12 protein-coding genes are annotated in these 14,643 nt (G+C 51.4%); 1 reads left to right on the top strand and 11 read right to left on the bottom strand.

Annotated elements, in window-relative coordinates; genetic code table 11:
• Nucleotides 1–37: 37 nt before the first annotated feature.
• The 11 genes from ACFQ2I_RS01480 to ACFQ2I_RS01430 form a co-directional block, all read right to left on the bottom strand.
• Nucleotides 38–907, bottom strand: coding sequence for a carbohydrate ABC transporter permease (locus tag ACFQ2I_RS01480; RefSeq protein WP_377561685.1), 870 nt, complete (start codon nt 905–907; stop codon nt 38–40).
• Nucleotides 908–1,792, bottom strand: coding sequence for an ABC transporter permease (locus ACFQ2I_RS01475; RefSeq protein ID WP_377561684.1), 885 nt, complete (start codon nt 1,790–1,792; stop codon nt 908–910). It lies immediately after the preceding gene.
• Between the two features lie 140 nt (nt 1,793–1,932).
• Nucleotides 1,933–3,441: a glycoside hydrolase family 3 protein gene (locus tag ACFQ2I_RS01470; protein WP_377561682.1), complete on the bottom strand. Its 1,509-nt coding sequence runs from the start codon at nt 3,439–3,441 to the stop codon at nt 1,933–1,935.
• 383 nt (nt 3,442–3,824) lie between these two features.
• A complete protein-coding gene (locus tag ACFQ2I_RS01465; protein ID WP_377561680.1) occupies nt 3,825–6,236 on the bottom strand; it encodes a hypothetical protein in 2,412 nt (803 codons plus the stop codon).
• A gap of 37 nt (nt 6,237–6,273) precedes the next feature.
• Nucleotides 6,274–7,887, bottom strand: coding sequence for a hypothetical protein (locus ACFQ2I_RS01460; RefSeq protein ID WP_377561679.1), 1,614 nt, complete (start codon nt 7,885–7,887; stop codon nt 6,274–6,276).
• 45 nt (nt 7,888–7,932) lie between these two features.
• Nucleotides 7,933–8,868, bottom strand: coding sequence for a carbohydrate ABC transporter permease (locus ACFQ2I_RS01455; RefSeq protein ID WP_377561677.1), 936 nt, complete (start codon nt 8,866–8,868; stop codon nt 7,933–7,935).
• A complete protein-coding gene (locus tag ACFQ2I_RS01450) occupies nt 8,855–9,805 on the bottom strand; it encodes an ABC transporter permease (protein ID WP_377561676.1) in 951 nt (316 codons plus the stop codon). Before ACFQ2I_RS01450 ends, ACFQ2I_RS01455 begins: the two co-directional genes overlap by 14 nt.
• A gap of 176 nt (nt 9,806–9,981) precedes the next feature.
• Entirely contained in the window at nt 9,982–11,694 is a 1,713-nt protein-coding gene (locus ACFQ2I_RS01445) for a sensor histidine kinase (protein WP_377561674.1), read from the bottom strand.
• A gap of 3 nt (nt 11,695–11,697) precedes the next feature.
• Nucleotides 11,698–12,456, bottom strand: a complete 759-nt coding sequence (locus ACFQ2I_RS01440; protein WP_377561673.1) for a response regulator transcription factor — start codon at nt 12,454–12,456, stop codon at nt 11,698–11,700.
• 80 nt (nt 12,457–12,536) lie between these two features.
• Nucleotides 12,537–12,968, bottom strand: coding sequence for a dihydrodipicolinate synthase family protein (locus ACFQ2I_RS01435; protein WP_377561672.1), 432 nt, complete (start codon nt 12,966–12,968; stop codon nt 12,537–12,539).
• Nucleotides 12,969–13,001: 33 nt separating this feature from the next.
• Nucleotides 13,002–14,027 (bottom strand): LacI family DNA-binding transcriptional regulator, encoded by a 1,026-nt coding sequence (locus ACFQ2I_RS01430; RefSeq protein ID WP_377561669.1) that lies wholly within the window; start codon nt 14,025–14,027, stop codon nt 13,002–13,004.
• Nucleotides 14,028–14,293: 266 nt separating this feature from the next.
• Between ACFQ2I_RS01430 and ACFQ2I_RS01425 the strand changes: the two genes are divergently transcribed.
• Nucleotides 14,294–14,632, top strand: coding sequence for a thioredoxin family protein (locus ACFQ2I_RS01425; RefSeq protein ID WP_377561667.1), 339 nt, complete (start codon nt 14,294–14,296; stop codon nt 14,630–14,632).
• Nucleotides 14,633–14,643: the final 11 nt, after the last annotated feature.

Below are 14,643 nucleotides of genomic sequence, written 5' to 3'. Positions count from 1 at the left end.
TCATCTATCATTTCACCATTCACTTTCGACAAGCCATTCACTCCTTGACCGCGCCGAGCATGACACCCTTGACGAAAAAACGCTGTACAAACGGATAAATAACAATCATCGGCAGAACACTCGCTATAATTGTCGCAGCCTTCAGTGTCTCCGGCGCTACCAGGAATAGTCCGGTCAGATTGGTCATATCGATGTTCGAATCATTCAACACAATAATATTGCGCAGATACACCTGAAGCGGAATGAGCTTCGGATTGTTGATATACATGACCGCGTCAAAATAAGTGTTCCAGTGCATGACCGCATAGAATAAACTCAATGTGGCCATTGCCGGCATCGACAGCGGCACATAAATCCGAAACAATATCGAGCCATGAGAGGCTCCGTCGATCTTCGCTGACTCCTCCATGCTGTCAGGTACGGATTGAAAGAAGTTCTTCAGCAAGATTAGATTGAAAGCGCTGACAGCTGAAGGTAAGAGCAAGGACCACATCGTATCCAGCATCGACAGCTCTTTCAACAACAGGAAGGAGGGAATCAGTCCGCCTTGGAACAGCATTGTGAAGATCACCATATTCATGACAACGCTTCTTCCCGCCAGCCTTCTTCTTGATAACGGATAGGCCATCAGACAAGTCAGCGTCATATTAATAACGACCCCCGCAATGGTACGAAGAATCGAGATGCCGAATGCCTGATAGAATGCACTGTCATTGAACAGGAGACGGTACGCCTCCATCTGGAAATCAATTGGATAGACGGTCACCTGATTCGATACGACGGCAGTCTGGCTGCTAAGCGACTGGGCAAGCACGTGAAGAAGGGGAAACAGAGTCATGCAACCCAGCAGTGCGAGCAGACTATAATTCGTCAGATGGCCCATTCTCGCGGACAGAGACGCTCTCATCTACCATAGCCCCCCTCCGCCATAACGCTTGGCAAGAAAATTCGCCATATAAATCAGAATTAATCCAACAGTAGCTTGGAATAAACCAACGGCAGTAGCAAAGCTGTATTTCTGTTCCGTTAGTCCTACCCGATACACGTAGGTATCAATAATATCTCCTACTTCATAGACCAACGGGTTGTAGAGCATAAATACTTGCTGAACCCCCAATTCAAGAATATTGCCCAGCTGCAAAATGAATAAAATGATTATGGTACTCTTAATGCCGGGTAAAGTCACATGCCAGATTTCATGCCGCTTCTTAGCCCCGTCCATTCTCACAGCTTCGTATAATGCGGGGTCCACGCCTGCAATGGCCGCAATGTAAATAATCGATGCCCAGCCCGATTCCTTGAGTATATCCGAGATGACCAGAATGCTGCGAAAAAACGACTTCTCGGCCATGAACAATATCGGATCCCCTCCAAAGAAAGCAATCACACTGTTGACCATGCCTTTAGATGACAGCACTTGGATGACGATCCCTCCGAAGATAACCCAAGAAAAGAAATGAGGAATGTAAAACAACGTCTGAGCCGTTCGCTTGAACCATAACACTCTGACTTCGTTCAGCATAAGCGCAAGAATGATCGGGACGGGAAACCCGAAAATCAGCTTATACAGACTAATGAGCAATGTATTGCGAAATACAGTGATAAACGCATCATCTTCGAAAAAACGCATAAAATGCTTCAGCCCGACAAATGGACTTCCCGCTATTCCTTTAAACGGGCTGTAGTCCTGGAAAGCAATCATAATACCGTACATGGGCAAGTACTTAAATATGACAAAGTACAATAGACCAGGTATTAAAAACAGATACAGCATCCAATCCGCTCGTATCATTCGCCCCCATCTTCCTAGAACCATTCGCTTCACCTCTTCTCAGTGTACTAGTTCGACGATACGATTGCGTTCATTGTAGAAGACAGTAGACGATATGTGCAGATGATTACCGTTGCAATTTCTGCACTTTTATGACCGGATTATTCCTGCGTCAAATAGCGAGCGGCAGTCTGCTGCAGGGCTGGCGCGCGATCATACATCAACAAGCAGGGAATTCCAATATCCCGTACATCGTACTCCGAACCGAAGTGAATCCAGATTCCTCTACTGACCCGCTTCATTTCATTCTGGAAAAGCGCAATCCAGTCATCGGCCATCGGCTTATGATGACATATGGCAAAAATGATATGACGGCCGGGCTGTATGTTCCTCAACTGATTCAGCGCTTCCTCGAAGCTGTCTATCAAGCGATCCTCAATCTTTGGGAGTCTTCTCTGCACACCTTCTGCGAAGACACCTAATTGACGATCGCGAATGAGCGTCCATGCTATGTCTGATTGTTCAAGCAGCACCCCCGCTCTCATGCCCCCTATCGGCGTAGCGGCGAGTCTTGCCAATTTCAGAGCTGTCTCTTCCGACTCCCTTTGCTTGAACACCTTTTCTTCATACACCGAAGGACGGTACAATGGTGCAGTTAACCGGTACTTTTGTTTCATTCGCATGATGCGGCCATAGGACTCCTCGATGCGCTCCAGCGGAATTCTCCCCTGTCTTACAGCTTCCACTACGGCTTCCAGCATAGAGGCAGCTTGCCGCACATCTTCCGCAGTTGCCAGCAGTATATCAGCCCCGGCAAGAACGGCCCGTATGCACGCCTCTTCCATCGAGAACTGATTAGTGATCCCCTTCATGGATAATCCGTCTGTGACGATAAGCCCCTGGAATTGCATGCTCTTACGCAAAAGCCCCGTCGTTATCTCGTAGGATAGAGAAGCCGGCATAAGTGAAGGATCGATCGCTGGAACTGCCATATGCCCTACCATAATGGCATCTGCTCCTTGTGAGATCGCACTGCGAAACGGCATCCATTCCATAGATTCCAACCGCTCCTTCGTGAAGGAAAGCACGGGCAAATCCTCATGAGAATCTACATGGGTATCGCCATGTCCCGGAAAATGCTTAGCTGTAGCTATCATTCCATGTTCCTGATAGCCGCGAATAACAGCATTGCCCAATCGGCTGACCAGCTGCTTATCTGCACCGAATGAATGGGTTCCGATGACCGGGTTTTTGGGATTGTTATTCACATCCACGACAGGGCTGTAATTAAAGTTAACACCTATAGCCAAGCTTTCCATCGCCGTTATCCTGCCCGTCTCATAAGCCAGGCTTTCGTCCGCCGCCGCTCCGATTGCCCGATTTTTGGGGAAATGAACGGCACCTTGCACCTTGCAGCCTGCGCCGGCTACAAAATCCGCCGAGATGAACAACGGAATACCGCTGCCCTCTGTCATGGACAAGTCTTGCAGCTCTGAAGTCAGACTGTGCACCTGCTTAGTGTTTTGCAAGCTGGCAGTTCCGAGGAACAGTCCTCCTGCTTTTAATTCCGTCAGTAAAAACCGGGTATCCTCATTCAACGACGCTCCGAAAACAGAGAACGCAAACATTTGGGCTACTTTATCTCTCAGCTGCATATCCTGCTTATTCATCAAACACACCCTCCGGATCATTTAATTTTTCAGGGCTCAAGCTTGCTTAGATGAACATTGTCGACATACAGGTGATTGGAAAACGGCAAATAGTTGCTAGTTTCCAATTCAACATTTGATTTGAACCGCAATGCTATTGTACGGATAGGTGCCGAAAGATTATAGATGAAAATCGTAAGATTTTGCGTAGTATTATGACTTCTTGAAGAAACAAAAAATACGCATAACGGCCTTTAATAGCCGTTATGCGTTATGAATAAAACGAGCAAGTAAGGGGTTATCGCTCAAAATGATCACATAGCATCGGAATAATAGAGAAAAGTCTGCGCTATCGCTCATTTTGCTCACATAGCCCCGCCAAGCGTGACTCGTACTGAATGGACCTAAGTAATAACCTTCGCTTGCACAAGCTCGGCTTCACCCTTGACCGTTACCCTGACACTGACAACCGGCTTGGGATCGCCTGCGAACTTGCAACTGAACGACAGCGTCTGGCCGCCGCTCCGAAGAGTCGGTGCTTCCGCATCCGCCCGCACCTCGGACAACAGATTCCAGTTCAGATCGTAGATGCGACCCGTCCGGTCGCCGTCGCATACGAGATACTGATTCGCCTTGACTTCCGTATCGAATGTCATATATACGCCGTTCGTATAGAAGGTCGGCCGACTAATTGATGCATCGTCATTGCCGTACGAAGCGTTCACGCGCAAGCAGAACGCCAGCGATTGGGAGTCGTACGGGTTGAAGTACGCCCAGTCCGCTCCTCCCGGCTGCCCCGGCTGCAGCTCCTGCGGGTCGCACTCCAGCGGCTTCGAGTAATGAACGGGATACAGCTGCCATGTCCCTTCACTCGCCGCTTCAAGATGCCAGTCTCCCTTGGGATCTTGCAGACGTTCCCGCTGCTCCTGCGTGAATGCATTCGCATGCCGGGCCAGCTCCCATTCGCGTACCGCGCGAAGCAACGCTTCGCCGTTGCCGATACGCTTCCATACGGCAAGATCAGCGACGAGCGCGAAGCCTGCCCCGAAGCCCGCCGCCTTCGACAGCACCCATTCGATCTCATCCAGCTGCGTCGCCTGGAAGCGCTCGGAATGGGCACGAATAAGGAACCAGCCCAGCATCGGCGGAATGAAATTTCGTTGGAAAAAACGCTGATTGCTCAGCCGCCATTCCAGTTGCCCCTCGCGAGTAGCGGCCCCCCAAGGTTCTCCCCAATTGAATCGCGTGAAGATATGCCACAAGTAATTCGGAACTACGATGCTGGCATCATTAATGACTTCGTCGCCCCAGCCCTCATAGCACCGCTGGACGAAGCGATTCACGCCGTAGCCATCCTGTCCGGTGGCATATACGCCTTCCAGACCGTCGAACGATATCTGCTTCAGCCCCGTCTTCGCGAACAGTCCGGCAAGACGATCGCTATATCGATCCTGCAATTGATGATTCGGGAAGAAGACGTCGTAGGGATGATCCCACAATCGCTCAACCACTGAGCCCGCCTGATGCGCCGACACCATAGTGCCGTTAGCTCCGCGCTTCACGCCGAGAAGCTTCCACGGAGCCGATTCCGACACGCCGGAATACTCAATAATCTCAGCTCCGATGCGTGCAGAGCGGCGGAACAAGGCGACAGTGAACGGACCGGGATCATCCACTTCCCATTCATCGCTCGTCTCATGAACGTCCGCGACAAGCAATGCGCTTCCCACCGTCTGCAGATCTCGCGACGGCTTGGGCGTGACATAAGGATCATTGAGCGTCGTGAAGTTGGACAACGTATGGACGCCTACCTTCACCCCTTCGCCCGCCGCATAGTCGACACAAGCCCGCAAGCCTTCATCCCCGTTCGGGAAGCTGCCCGGCTTCAGCGTGAAGTGTCCCCACTCGCTGAACGGGTCCGGATGGTACACATACGAGAGATTGGCCATACGGGCATAGCGGACGGCATCGGAGATCGTCTCCTCCGTGAAGTCGGTAATGAGATATGATTGATTCGCCGCTGGAGACGTCTTCCCCCATACGCCTTCAATCATGGGATGAGGAAGTCCCTCTCCGAGCTCAATATCCTCAATCGTATGCAGCACATCCTCGAACCGGCTTCCGAACAAGGCAATTCCCGTTCCGACAATAAGCGCATCTTCTCCCTCGATAGGCGCCACTGGTATATCCGGCAAGTTCCACACTTTCCTTCGTGCAGCCCGCGTGCGATTTCTGGCGTAAGCTTGCAGCATGCTGCCGTCGCTGGTTGGCCAAGCCGCGCACACCTCGTATTCGAATTTATTGTCCGAAGGCTTCCTGCTGTCGGGGTCCGGCATGCTGGCATCGCTACCTGAATAGGTATCCTGCACGCCTTCCAGTCGATCCAGCTCGACGGGCCAGCCTCCGATCGTCTTCGCGTTCAATGCTTGTATGCCGCATGCGAACTGCCCGTCACGCACGACGCCGACCGATTCCCCGATCGAGCCGCAGAGAGAGGTCATATAAGGTCCCCAGATGATCGCATCCGGCTCCTCTCCCGTTATACCGCTGACTCGAAACGAGGCATATCGGTCCCGAATCGTAACGGCAATGTCGATTCGCGCGCCGCATTCCGCGAACACGAAGGTGAGCGTATTCGTTTTTTCCGAGTAACTCATCGACGTCGGCATTTCCGTCTTGCCTGCCAAGGCCGCCCGAATGAATGGCAAGCCACACTTGCCGGCAATCAGCTCCCGGCCGCTGTTCGTATCCTGCCAATTCACCACTTCTCCGGCTTCATTCAGCCGAATGAGCAGCTTGCCCGCTTGTATATGCATAGTGTCTCCCCACTCCCCGCTTCTGTCATCAATTGGATTATTTTAAGTACTCCTCGTACACTTGCTGAGCTTCCTCCAGCACCTTGTCTCCGCCATTCTTCTTCCAATCCGCTACGAAGTCGTCGAACTCACTCAGCGATTTGCGCCCGGTAATAAAGTCAATGAAGGTCTGCAGCGTATACTGCTCCAGCTTGTCTTGCACTTCGTTATAGACAGGCTTATTGAAAGGAGCGAGAATATCGATATGTCTCGTCATTGCTTCACGTGTCTGCTGCGCCAGCTGCCGCAATTCCTTATCCGACGTATAGGAAGTCTGGAACTCGTAATCGTTGAACGAGCCTGCCATGGAATAACCGACCAGTCCTGCTTTCTTCCGCTCATCCTCATCGGTATAAGGCGCTATAAATTCAACCGTCCCTTGATCGGACAGCTTCCAATGCGTGCCCTTCACACCGAAGTTCAACATCTCATACGTCTCCGGATCGAACTGGCTGGCTTCGAATACTTGCATATACTTGATCATCTTGTCACGGTCGTCCGCCAGCTGCTTGCCGAACATGACGCCGGAGGCGAATGCCGGATTGTATTGCGACAGTCCATAGCTGCCGTCCGGTCCCTTCACTCCGCCGGTAATGGCGAAGTTGAAGTCAGGGTGCTTGCTCTTCAGCTTGTCATACCACTGCTCGCCCCCGAGGAAAGCGCTGCCAGGCAGGAACGCCCACCAGTAGTACTCAATGGCGCCGATCTTATCCGTCATCATCTTGTCCTCTACATTCTCGGCCTTGTTCACGACGAACTCGGGATCGATCAATTCATTCTGGTACCAGCGATGCAGCACTTCAAGCGCTTGCTTCGCTCCCGGTTCGATCTCCCCCCGCACAATCTGCCCGTCTTTCTCCCGGAAGATGTTCGGATACGCATCGTATGCGCCGAATACGGAGCTGAATATTCCTCCGATACTGGAGCCCTGCGACGTAATGCCGTACGTGTCCTGCTTGCCGTTCCCGTCGGGATCGTCATGCCGGAACTTGGTTAGGGCGATTTCCATCTCTTCGATCGTTTCCGGCGTTTTGTCGATACCGACGTTCCTGAGCCAGTCTTCGCGGAATGCCAGCCCCAGTCCGTCCATACCGATATCCCAGATGACAGGCAGCGCATAGATCTTTCCGTCTCTTCTTACGTACTTGAACGGGTCTTCGCCGAGGAATCGCTTCAACCAGTCCATATATTTTGGCATATGCTCTTCAATAAGTTCTTGCGGGATTTCCGCTGCCACTTCCTGCTGCAGGAATTTGTCATAGTCCGTGAACGACGGTTCTTTCCACCAGTCCGGAATATCGCCGGAAGCGATTTTCAAGTTCAGCGTCTCCTTCATCGCTTCCCGTGAAGCGTTAATGAAGCCGATCTCTACATCGAACTTCTCTTCCACATAGCTGAGTCCAGCCGACTCCGTTACATTCTCATCCAAATTCCAGAAGGTCAGCTGAGTCTTCTCCGCAGCTTGCTCTTCGCCCTTATTATTATTCGCGGGACGCTTATTCGAGCCTGAGCCGCCGGATTGCTGCTCTCCCGTATTGCTGCTACATGCCGCCAGCAAAGACACGATCAAGAAATAACAAAGCAACGACTGCCACTTGAACCAGTTATTCACTGTAACCACCCTTTCATTTTTCATGTATGAGTTGCAGTACATGTACTAGCCTTTAATCGCGCCAATCATAACGCCTTTCACGAAGTACTTCTGGATGAACGGATAGACGATCAGCATCGGGATGATCGAGAACATGACGACCGTCGCTTGCAGCTGTCGGCCGGAGAATACGGTCGTCTTCCCGATATTTTGAATGACGTTATTGATGTCGGCCATATTGTTCTGGATAATAATTTTGCGCAGCACAATCTGGAGAACCTGCTTGTCGGGATCGGTGACGTAGATCATACTGTCGAACCAGGCGTTCCAGTGGCCGACGGCAACCCACAGCGCAATCGTCGCCAGGACAGGCTTGGATAACGGCACGATGATGAGCAGGAAGATGCGGAAGTAGCCAGCTCCGTCGACTCTAGCCGATTCTTCAACCTCTCCGGGAATACTGCGGAAGAAATTCCGCATAATCAACACATTGAACGCTCCGATGGCGGTTGGAATAACCAGAGCCCAGATCGTATTGAGCATATTCAACTCCTTGATCAATAAGTAGATTGGAATCATCCCGCCGGAGAATAGCATCGTGAACAGAATGAAGCCCGTTATCGCGCGATTGAACGGCAGGTCTCTCTTGGCAAGCGGATACGCCGTAACCGCTGTCAAGCAGACCGACAGAGCGACTCCCATCACAGTCCGCACGATGGTATTCCGGTAACCGGTCCATAATGCATCGAATTGAAAGGCCAGCTTATAACTTTCGAACGTCAGCTCGGTCGGCAACAGAATCACGCCTGCAGAATAAGCTGCGCTGTCTGCGCCTGCACCATCCATCGAGATGACCACTTGCGTCCAGAACGGATAGAGTGTAATGAGCGCGATACCCGCCAGGATGATCGCCAACCCTGCGTCGATAAGGCGGTCACCGGTTGATTTCTTCGTATGAATCATCGCATTCTCTCCTTGCCGCTTATCGTTACCATAGCGCATGCTCCTTGCCACCGATCAACTTCACTGTCTTGTTCACGGCAAGAATCAGCAGCAGCGCGACAACTGATTTGAACAATCCGACCGCCGTCGCATAGCTGTAGCTCATCTCGACAAGCCCCTTGCGATAGACATACGTATCGATTATATCGGCCACGTTGTATACTTTCACATTGTACATATTGAATATTTGATCGAAGCCCGCATCCAGTATGCCCGACATGGACAAGATCAGCATAATCGCAATGACAGGTGTAAGCATCGGAATCGAGATGTAAACCATTCGCTTGAATCGTCCGGCACCATCCATAACGGCCGCCTCGTGCAGTTGAGGGTCGATATTCGACAATGCAGCAAAGTAAATAATGGAGCCCCAGCCGAATCCTTGAAAAATATGCGTCACGACCAGAATGGTACGGAAATAGCGGTCATCTGCCAAGAAGAGCAGCGGATCGCCACCGAACAGCTTGATGATACCGTTCACTGGTCCGTCGAGCGAGAAAATCGTAAAAAAAATGCCGGCCAATACAACCCAGGATATAAAGTGCGGCAGGTAGGAAACGGTTTGTACCATTTTTTTAAATTTGACACTCGTCATCTCGCTAAGCAGCAGCGCGAATAGAATGGGTACCGGAAATCCGAATACGAGCTTGTATACGCTGATGATGATCGTGTTTTTTAGCACCGTATAGAAATAGGAATCGTGAAGAATGGTGGTAAAGTGATGGAATCCCGCCCACGGGCTGCTCAGTATGCCTTGCGTAATTTTAAAATCCTTGAAAGCCAGCAGCACCCCGTACATCGGCATATAGTGGAACACCGTAAAATAAATGACGGCCGGGATCAGCATGATAAACAAGACGCGGTATTGTCTTATTTTCTTCCGCCTCTCCCCTCTCATGAGCTGTTTGACTGGCTGCGGTGCTGTACCCAGCTGCATGGGCACTCCCCCCTTCTTAAATGTTAGCGCTTTCTACCTACCTCACACTTTATCACAGACAATCTCCGATGGAATTATCAAATCCTTCCGAAATGATTCAGTAATTTACGTGTTTTGGAGAAAAGAAAAAATCTGCCATGAAGGCAGATTGCTCAGAACTCACTATACCCTCTTATTCAATTTGAACCTGTTCTATACTGCGGACAAGTGATCCGCATTAATGTGCCCTCGCCAGGCTTGCTATGAACGGATACGCCGAAGGACGGTCCGAACAGCAGCTGCAATCGTTCATGGACGTTTTTCAGCCCGTAACCGGAAGAATTCATCGACAATATCGCATCCGCAGTCTCCGGCGGCATGCCTGGTCCGTTATCCTCGATATCAAAGACGATCGTCTCTCCCACCAGTCTGGCGCTTACCTTCAACAGGCCGCTTCCCTCCCTCTTCTCCTTAATGCCATGCTTGATTGCGTTCTCGGCAAGCGGTTGAAGTATCAAATTAATCGTCGAGTATTCGTACACCGCTTCGTCGAACCGGTACTCCACATCGAACCGATATTCGCTCATCACTTGTACGATCTCAATATAGGACATAATATTGTCCAACTCGTCCCGAACCGTAATCAGGTTATGACCCCGATTAAGCGCGGTCCGGTAAAACCTGGCCATAGCCGTAACGACCTGGCTGATATCCTCTGCGCCGTTCCTTAACGCCTGCCAGTTAATAAATGACAACGTATTGTATAGAAAATGGGGATTAATCTGCCACTGAAGCGCTTTCATCTCAGCTTCCTGCTGCTTGATCTTGCTCCGATAAGACTCCTCAATCAAAGCGTTGAAGCGTACTAGCATATGGCCGAACTGATTCGTCAATTGTCCGATTTCGTCCTTGGAATCGCTCGAAATCCTGATATTGGTGTTGCCGACCTCAACCCGCTTCATCAAGGAATTCAGCTTGTGTATCCGTCTGAGCATCGTCTTCGAGAATATCGTAATCATGGCAAGCAAAGTGATTATGCATACGCCAATTATGACTAGGGTAGCGCGAATAATCGAGTCCGCATCGGATGCCACCTGAGCAATCGGCACGAAGCAATAAATCGTCCATCCAGCATGCTCCACTTGCTTGCTGACAAGAAGAAATTTCTTCCCGTCGATCAGGATTTCACTGTCTTGCAGGTCAATCAATCCCGCGATGTCATCGGCCGCCAATCCCCATTCGCCGTAGTTGCCGTACAGAATCTGATGCTCTTGGTCGACAATGACAATGCCGTATTCATTCGTCAGCTCCGACACCGGCTTGAAGAAGCTGTCTTCATTGATTCGCATATAGACAAAGTGACGGTCCGGTGAGAACAGAATGGGGAACGTTCCCGTTGCGAAAATGTCTCCGTCATAAAACCAGCGAATCTCGCTGCCTGTTCCTTCCGTGGCCTCGTCGTACCACCACTCCTCCCGCACCCTGCCGGCGGACTGCACCAGATTGCCATACTCCGGCACATTGCCTTGCGCATAGACAGTCACCTTCTCCACATCCTGATCCAGATTGGCAATCATGGTGACGTAAGGCGATAAATACGACTGCAAGTCGCGGGACAAGTTGACCAGATCAATATAATCGTTCGTGACGATCTTTTGGAACGTCCCGTTGAACAGCATCGAGCGAAGGAGATGATTATATTGACCGGTCGATCGACTCATGCTCTCAGATACAGTGCTCACTGTCTTGTCCAGCCCCTGCAGCATCTGCATGTTCAGCATTGTCTTGGATTGCCAGTAAGCATATGCGCCCAATACAGATACAGGAATGATCACGACAATCAAGTAGGAGAGAAAAAGCTTCCGATTAAATCTCAAATGGTTGAAATAGCGAAATAATGCCCGTATCATCGCTTAGGCCTCTTCCCGGTACTGGGACGGAGATACGCCAAATCGGTTTTTGAACAGGGAGCTGAAGTAGGGAAAGTTATAATAGCCGACATCCCGGGCAATATCGACAATTTTGCGATTGGTCGTTCTCAGCAGTTCCTCGGCCTTGTTCATACGGAATAGCGTAATATATTTATTGACGCTAATCTTCTTCTCCTTCTTGAACAAATGGCTTAAATAGTTGGGCGACAAGTACACTTGCTCGGCGAGCCATTCCAGCGACAAATCGGAAGCGTATCGTTCCTCAACAATGCGAACGACCTGCTCGATCGCCTTCGATAGCCCTTCGTCGGCCATCGGAGCCGTTCCCGATGACCCGTGCAGCTTCGCGGTCTTGCGCGATTGGCGTTCCTCCTCGCACATGCGGATCACTTCGGTTACGACACTGACGAATTCCGAGACTTGCACCGGCTTCAAAATATATTGAACCGCTTTCAAATGTATGGCGCGCTTCGCATATTCGAACTCGCCGTATGCGCTCATAAAAATGACTTTGGTCTGCCTGCCCATATCCCGCACCTTCTCGGCCAGCGTAAGTCCGTCCATCTCTCGCATACGGATGTCCGTGAACAGAATATCCACCTCGTTCTGTTCCATATATGCAAGCGCGCTCTCACCGCTGTCGGCTTCAACGATTGCCGTGTTCAGACCGTACTTGTCCACCAGGAATTTCACGCCTTCTCGCTCGAACTTGTCGTCGTCGACAACCAGCATTGTCAGCATTGCCCTCATCACCTTCCGGCCAGTGTCTTTTTAAGAGAGAGTCTACCACAGCCCTCCAAGAAAGCACAATGACCCAATGCTCAGGCTTGCTTGGCGATTAAGCGCGTCTGCCACCTGTATACCAAGCCCTTACTGCATGCGCCGTATCCGGCTTCAGCCTGACGGGATTGCGGCAGGTCAATCCGATGTCCATACCCTGCAACTGCGCGATGAGCTTGGAGGTCATGGGGTGCCGGATCTGAGCCCAGATTGCCGGTGATGACGACAGGGACATTCCCAGCCAGCTTCACCGCCCTGTTCGCCAGCTGCTCGCGCTCTTCCAGCGTCAGCCACTTCATCTCGCTACTGCCGCAGACGCCGAACAGTCCATTCGGCTTCCGCTCCAGCTGCCACTCCACATAACGGTCGTAAGCTTGCCAGTTCACATCGCCATTCTCATGGAATGGCGTCAGCAGCAAGGAGAATACCCCCTCGAACTTGCCGCTCGCTTCCCTTGAATACCATTGTGCCATCTCCCCATTCCCCTTTCCTCATTCCGAATTAGTCTAGCTCCACTTCCCTTGCGCGCTGCCGCACGATTGCCGGATAACCAGCCGGTGCTGGAACTGTACGGATACCGGCGGACTCGCCTTTCGGCTCATCAGGTCCACCAGCAGCTGGACACTCGATGAAGCCATCTGTTCCACGGGCAGATGAATCGTAGTCAGCGGCGGAATGCTGTACTTCGCTGTCTCGAAGTCATCGTGCCCTACGATCTCCATCTCTTCCGGCACCGCGATGCCAAGTTCATGGAGTGCGCTAAGCGCCCCTACCGCCATCTGGTCGCTTAAACAGAACAGCGCGCCAGGCAAGGAGCCGCCTTCCGCCATCCGCTTCACTCCGCGATAGCCGCCCTCCTCCGAGAAGTCCTCCAGCACCGTATGATCCTCGGCCACTTGCAATCCTCTGGCGGCGCACTCCTCCAGGAATCCGTACCGCCTTAGCAGCACCGCCTTCGAAGAGACATTCGGCACGAGAAGCCCCGCTTCCCGGTGGCCCCTATCTGCCAGCAAGCTAGCTACCGTCCTGCCTGCTTCGTCATTGTCCACGTTCACCGTACTGTACTTGCCGGAATCCCGCTGGATAAGGACGATCGGCACCGGGATATCGCTGGCTTCCAGATAAGCCTCATCCTCTTCCGTTGGATTGGCAATAATGGCGCCGTTGAATCTCGTCTGCGTCAGCAAGCTCTTCACCTCGGACAAGCGCGAGCTGACATAGGGCTGAATCAATATCTCGTGCTCCGTCTCCAGTAGGCTTACCGCCGATTGCACACCTTTCAGGAAGCGCCCCATTAGCTCCCAGCGGGTATCCATCGTCCAGAACAAGGCGATGATGGGCGCGACCGACTCCCCTTGGCTTCTGAGCCGCTTCGCCGATATGTTCGGCTGGTAATTCAGTTGCCGAGCCGCCTCGAACACCCGCTCCTGCGTCGCAGCCGCTATGCGGTACTGGTTGCCCTTGCCGTTTAGTACCAGGGATGCCGTCCCTTGCGATACGCCCGCCTGTCGGGCAATTTCCTTCATACTCATGTCGTTCATTCCACCTTCTTGCTGCTGCTTAATGATTGCTGCTGGGCAATTCTGCTGGCTTAGTTGCTTGCGCTAACGCTGCTCTTCTGTCTGCTGATATCTGGCATTATTATATTGCTAATACGTATTAGCAGCAAGTGGATAGTACATAAATAGACGATATTAGCATCCAATACCATGATCGATACGGCCAGGTCTTAAGCAAAAGTTGATCTTGCCTTTCCTTCATGATACGCTGAGCCAAATCAGCAAAAAGGAGAACCCAAATGAATGCATTCAAGCAGTTAAAGGAAGTGCGAGCCGCCATCCAGGAGCATCGGCTGATGCTGCTCTTGATGAAAACAGAGCATTGCGGCGTATGTGAGGCAATCCAAGCTAAAGTGAAAAGTATGATGGAGGAAATGCCCGGTGTACATAGCGGATATGTGTATGTTGAGGATGTGCCGGAGCTTGCTTCCGAATATTTGGTGCTTACAGCCCCTGTCTTGCTCCTGTTCTTCGATGGACGAGAAGTGCATCGCTTCTCCCGCTTCGTCAGAATGGAAGAGCTGTACAGCGTGCTAGAGCGATATATCCAATGGATGGATGATGGTCATGAGCAATGACAAATGAGCGG

This window comes from Paenibacillus chungangensis, from assembly GCF_042675905.1.
In the GTDB taxonomy this organism is placed as follows: domain Bacteria; phylum Bacillota; class Bacilli; order Paenibacillales; family Paenibacillaceae; genus Pristimantibacillus; species Pristimantibacillus chungangensis.
This window is presented reverse-complemented; position numbering and strand designations above follow the sequence as displayed.

Bases quoted from the DNA above. Each gene is read 5' to 3' on its own strand.
- ACFQ2I_RS01430 (WP_377561669.1), bottom strand. From the start codon at position 14,027: ATGAGTATGAAGGAAATTGCCCGACAGGCGGGCGTATCGCAAGGGACG.
- ACFQ2I_RS01480 (WP_377561685.1), bottom strand. From the start codon at position 907: ATGAGAGCGTCTCTGTCCGCGAGAATGGGCCATCTGACGAATTATAGT.
- ACFQ2I_RS01470 (WP_377561682.1), bottom strand. From the start codon at position 3,441: ATGAATAAGCAGGATATGCAGCTGAGAGATAAAGTAGCCCAAATGTTT.
- ACFQ2I_RS01455 (WP_377561677.1), bottom strand. From the start codon at position 8,868: ATGCGCTATGGTAACGATAAGCGGCAAGGAGAGAATGCGATGATTCAT.
- ACFQ2I_RS01475 (WP_377561684.1), bottom strand. From the start codon at position 1,792: ATGATACGAGCGGATTGGATGCTGTATCTGTTTTTAATACCTGGTCTA.
- ACFQ2I_RS01450 (WP_377561676.1), bottom strand. From the start codon at position 9,805: ATGCAGCTGGGTACAGCACCGCAGCCAGTCAAACAGCTCATGAGAGGG.
- ACFQ2I_RS01440 (WP_377561673.1), bottom strand. From the start codon at position 12,456: ATGCTGACAATGCTGGTTGTCGACGACGACAAGTTCGAGCGAGAAGGC.
- ACFQ2I_RS01465 (WP_377561680.1), bottom strand. From the start codon at position 6,236: ATGCATATACAAGCGGGCAAGCTGCTCATTCGGCTGAATGAAGCCGGA.
- ACFQ2I_RS01435 (WP_377561672.1), bottom strand. From the start codon at position 12,968: ATGGCACAATGGTATTCAAGGGAAGCGAGCGGCAAGTTCGAGGGGGTA.
- ACFQ2I_RS01445 (WP_377561674.1), bottom strand. From the start codon at position 11,694: ATGATACGGGCATTATTTCGCTATTTCAACCATTTGAGATTTAATCGG.
- ACFQ2I_RS01425 (WP_377561667.1), top strand. From the start codon at position 14,294: ATGAATGCATTCAAGCAGTTAAAGGAAGTGCGAGCCGCCATCCAGGAG.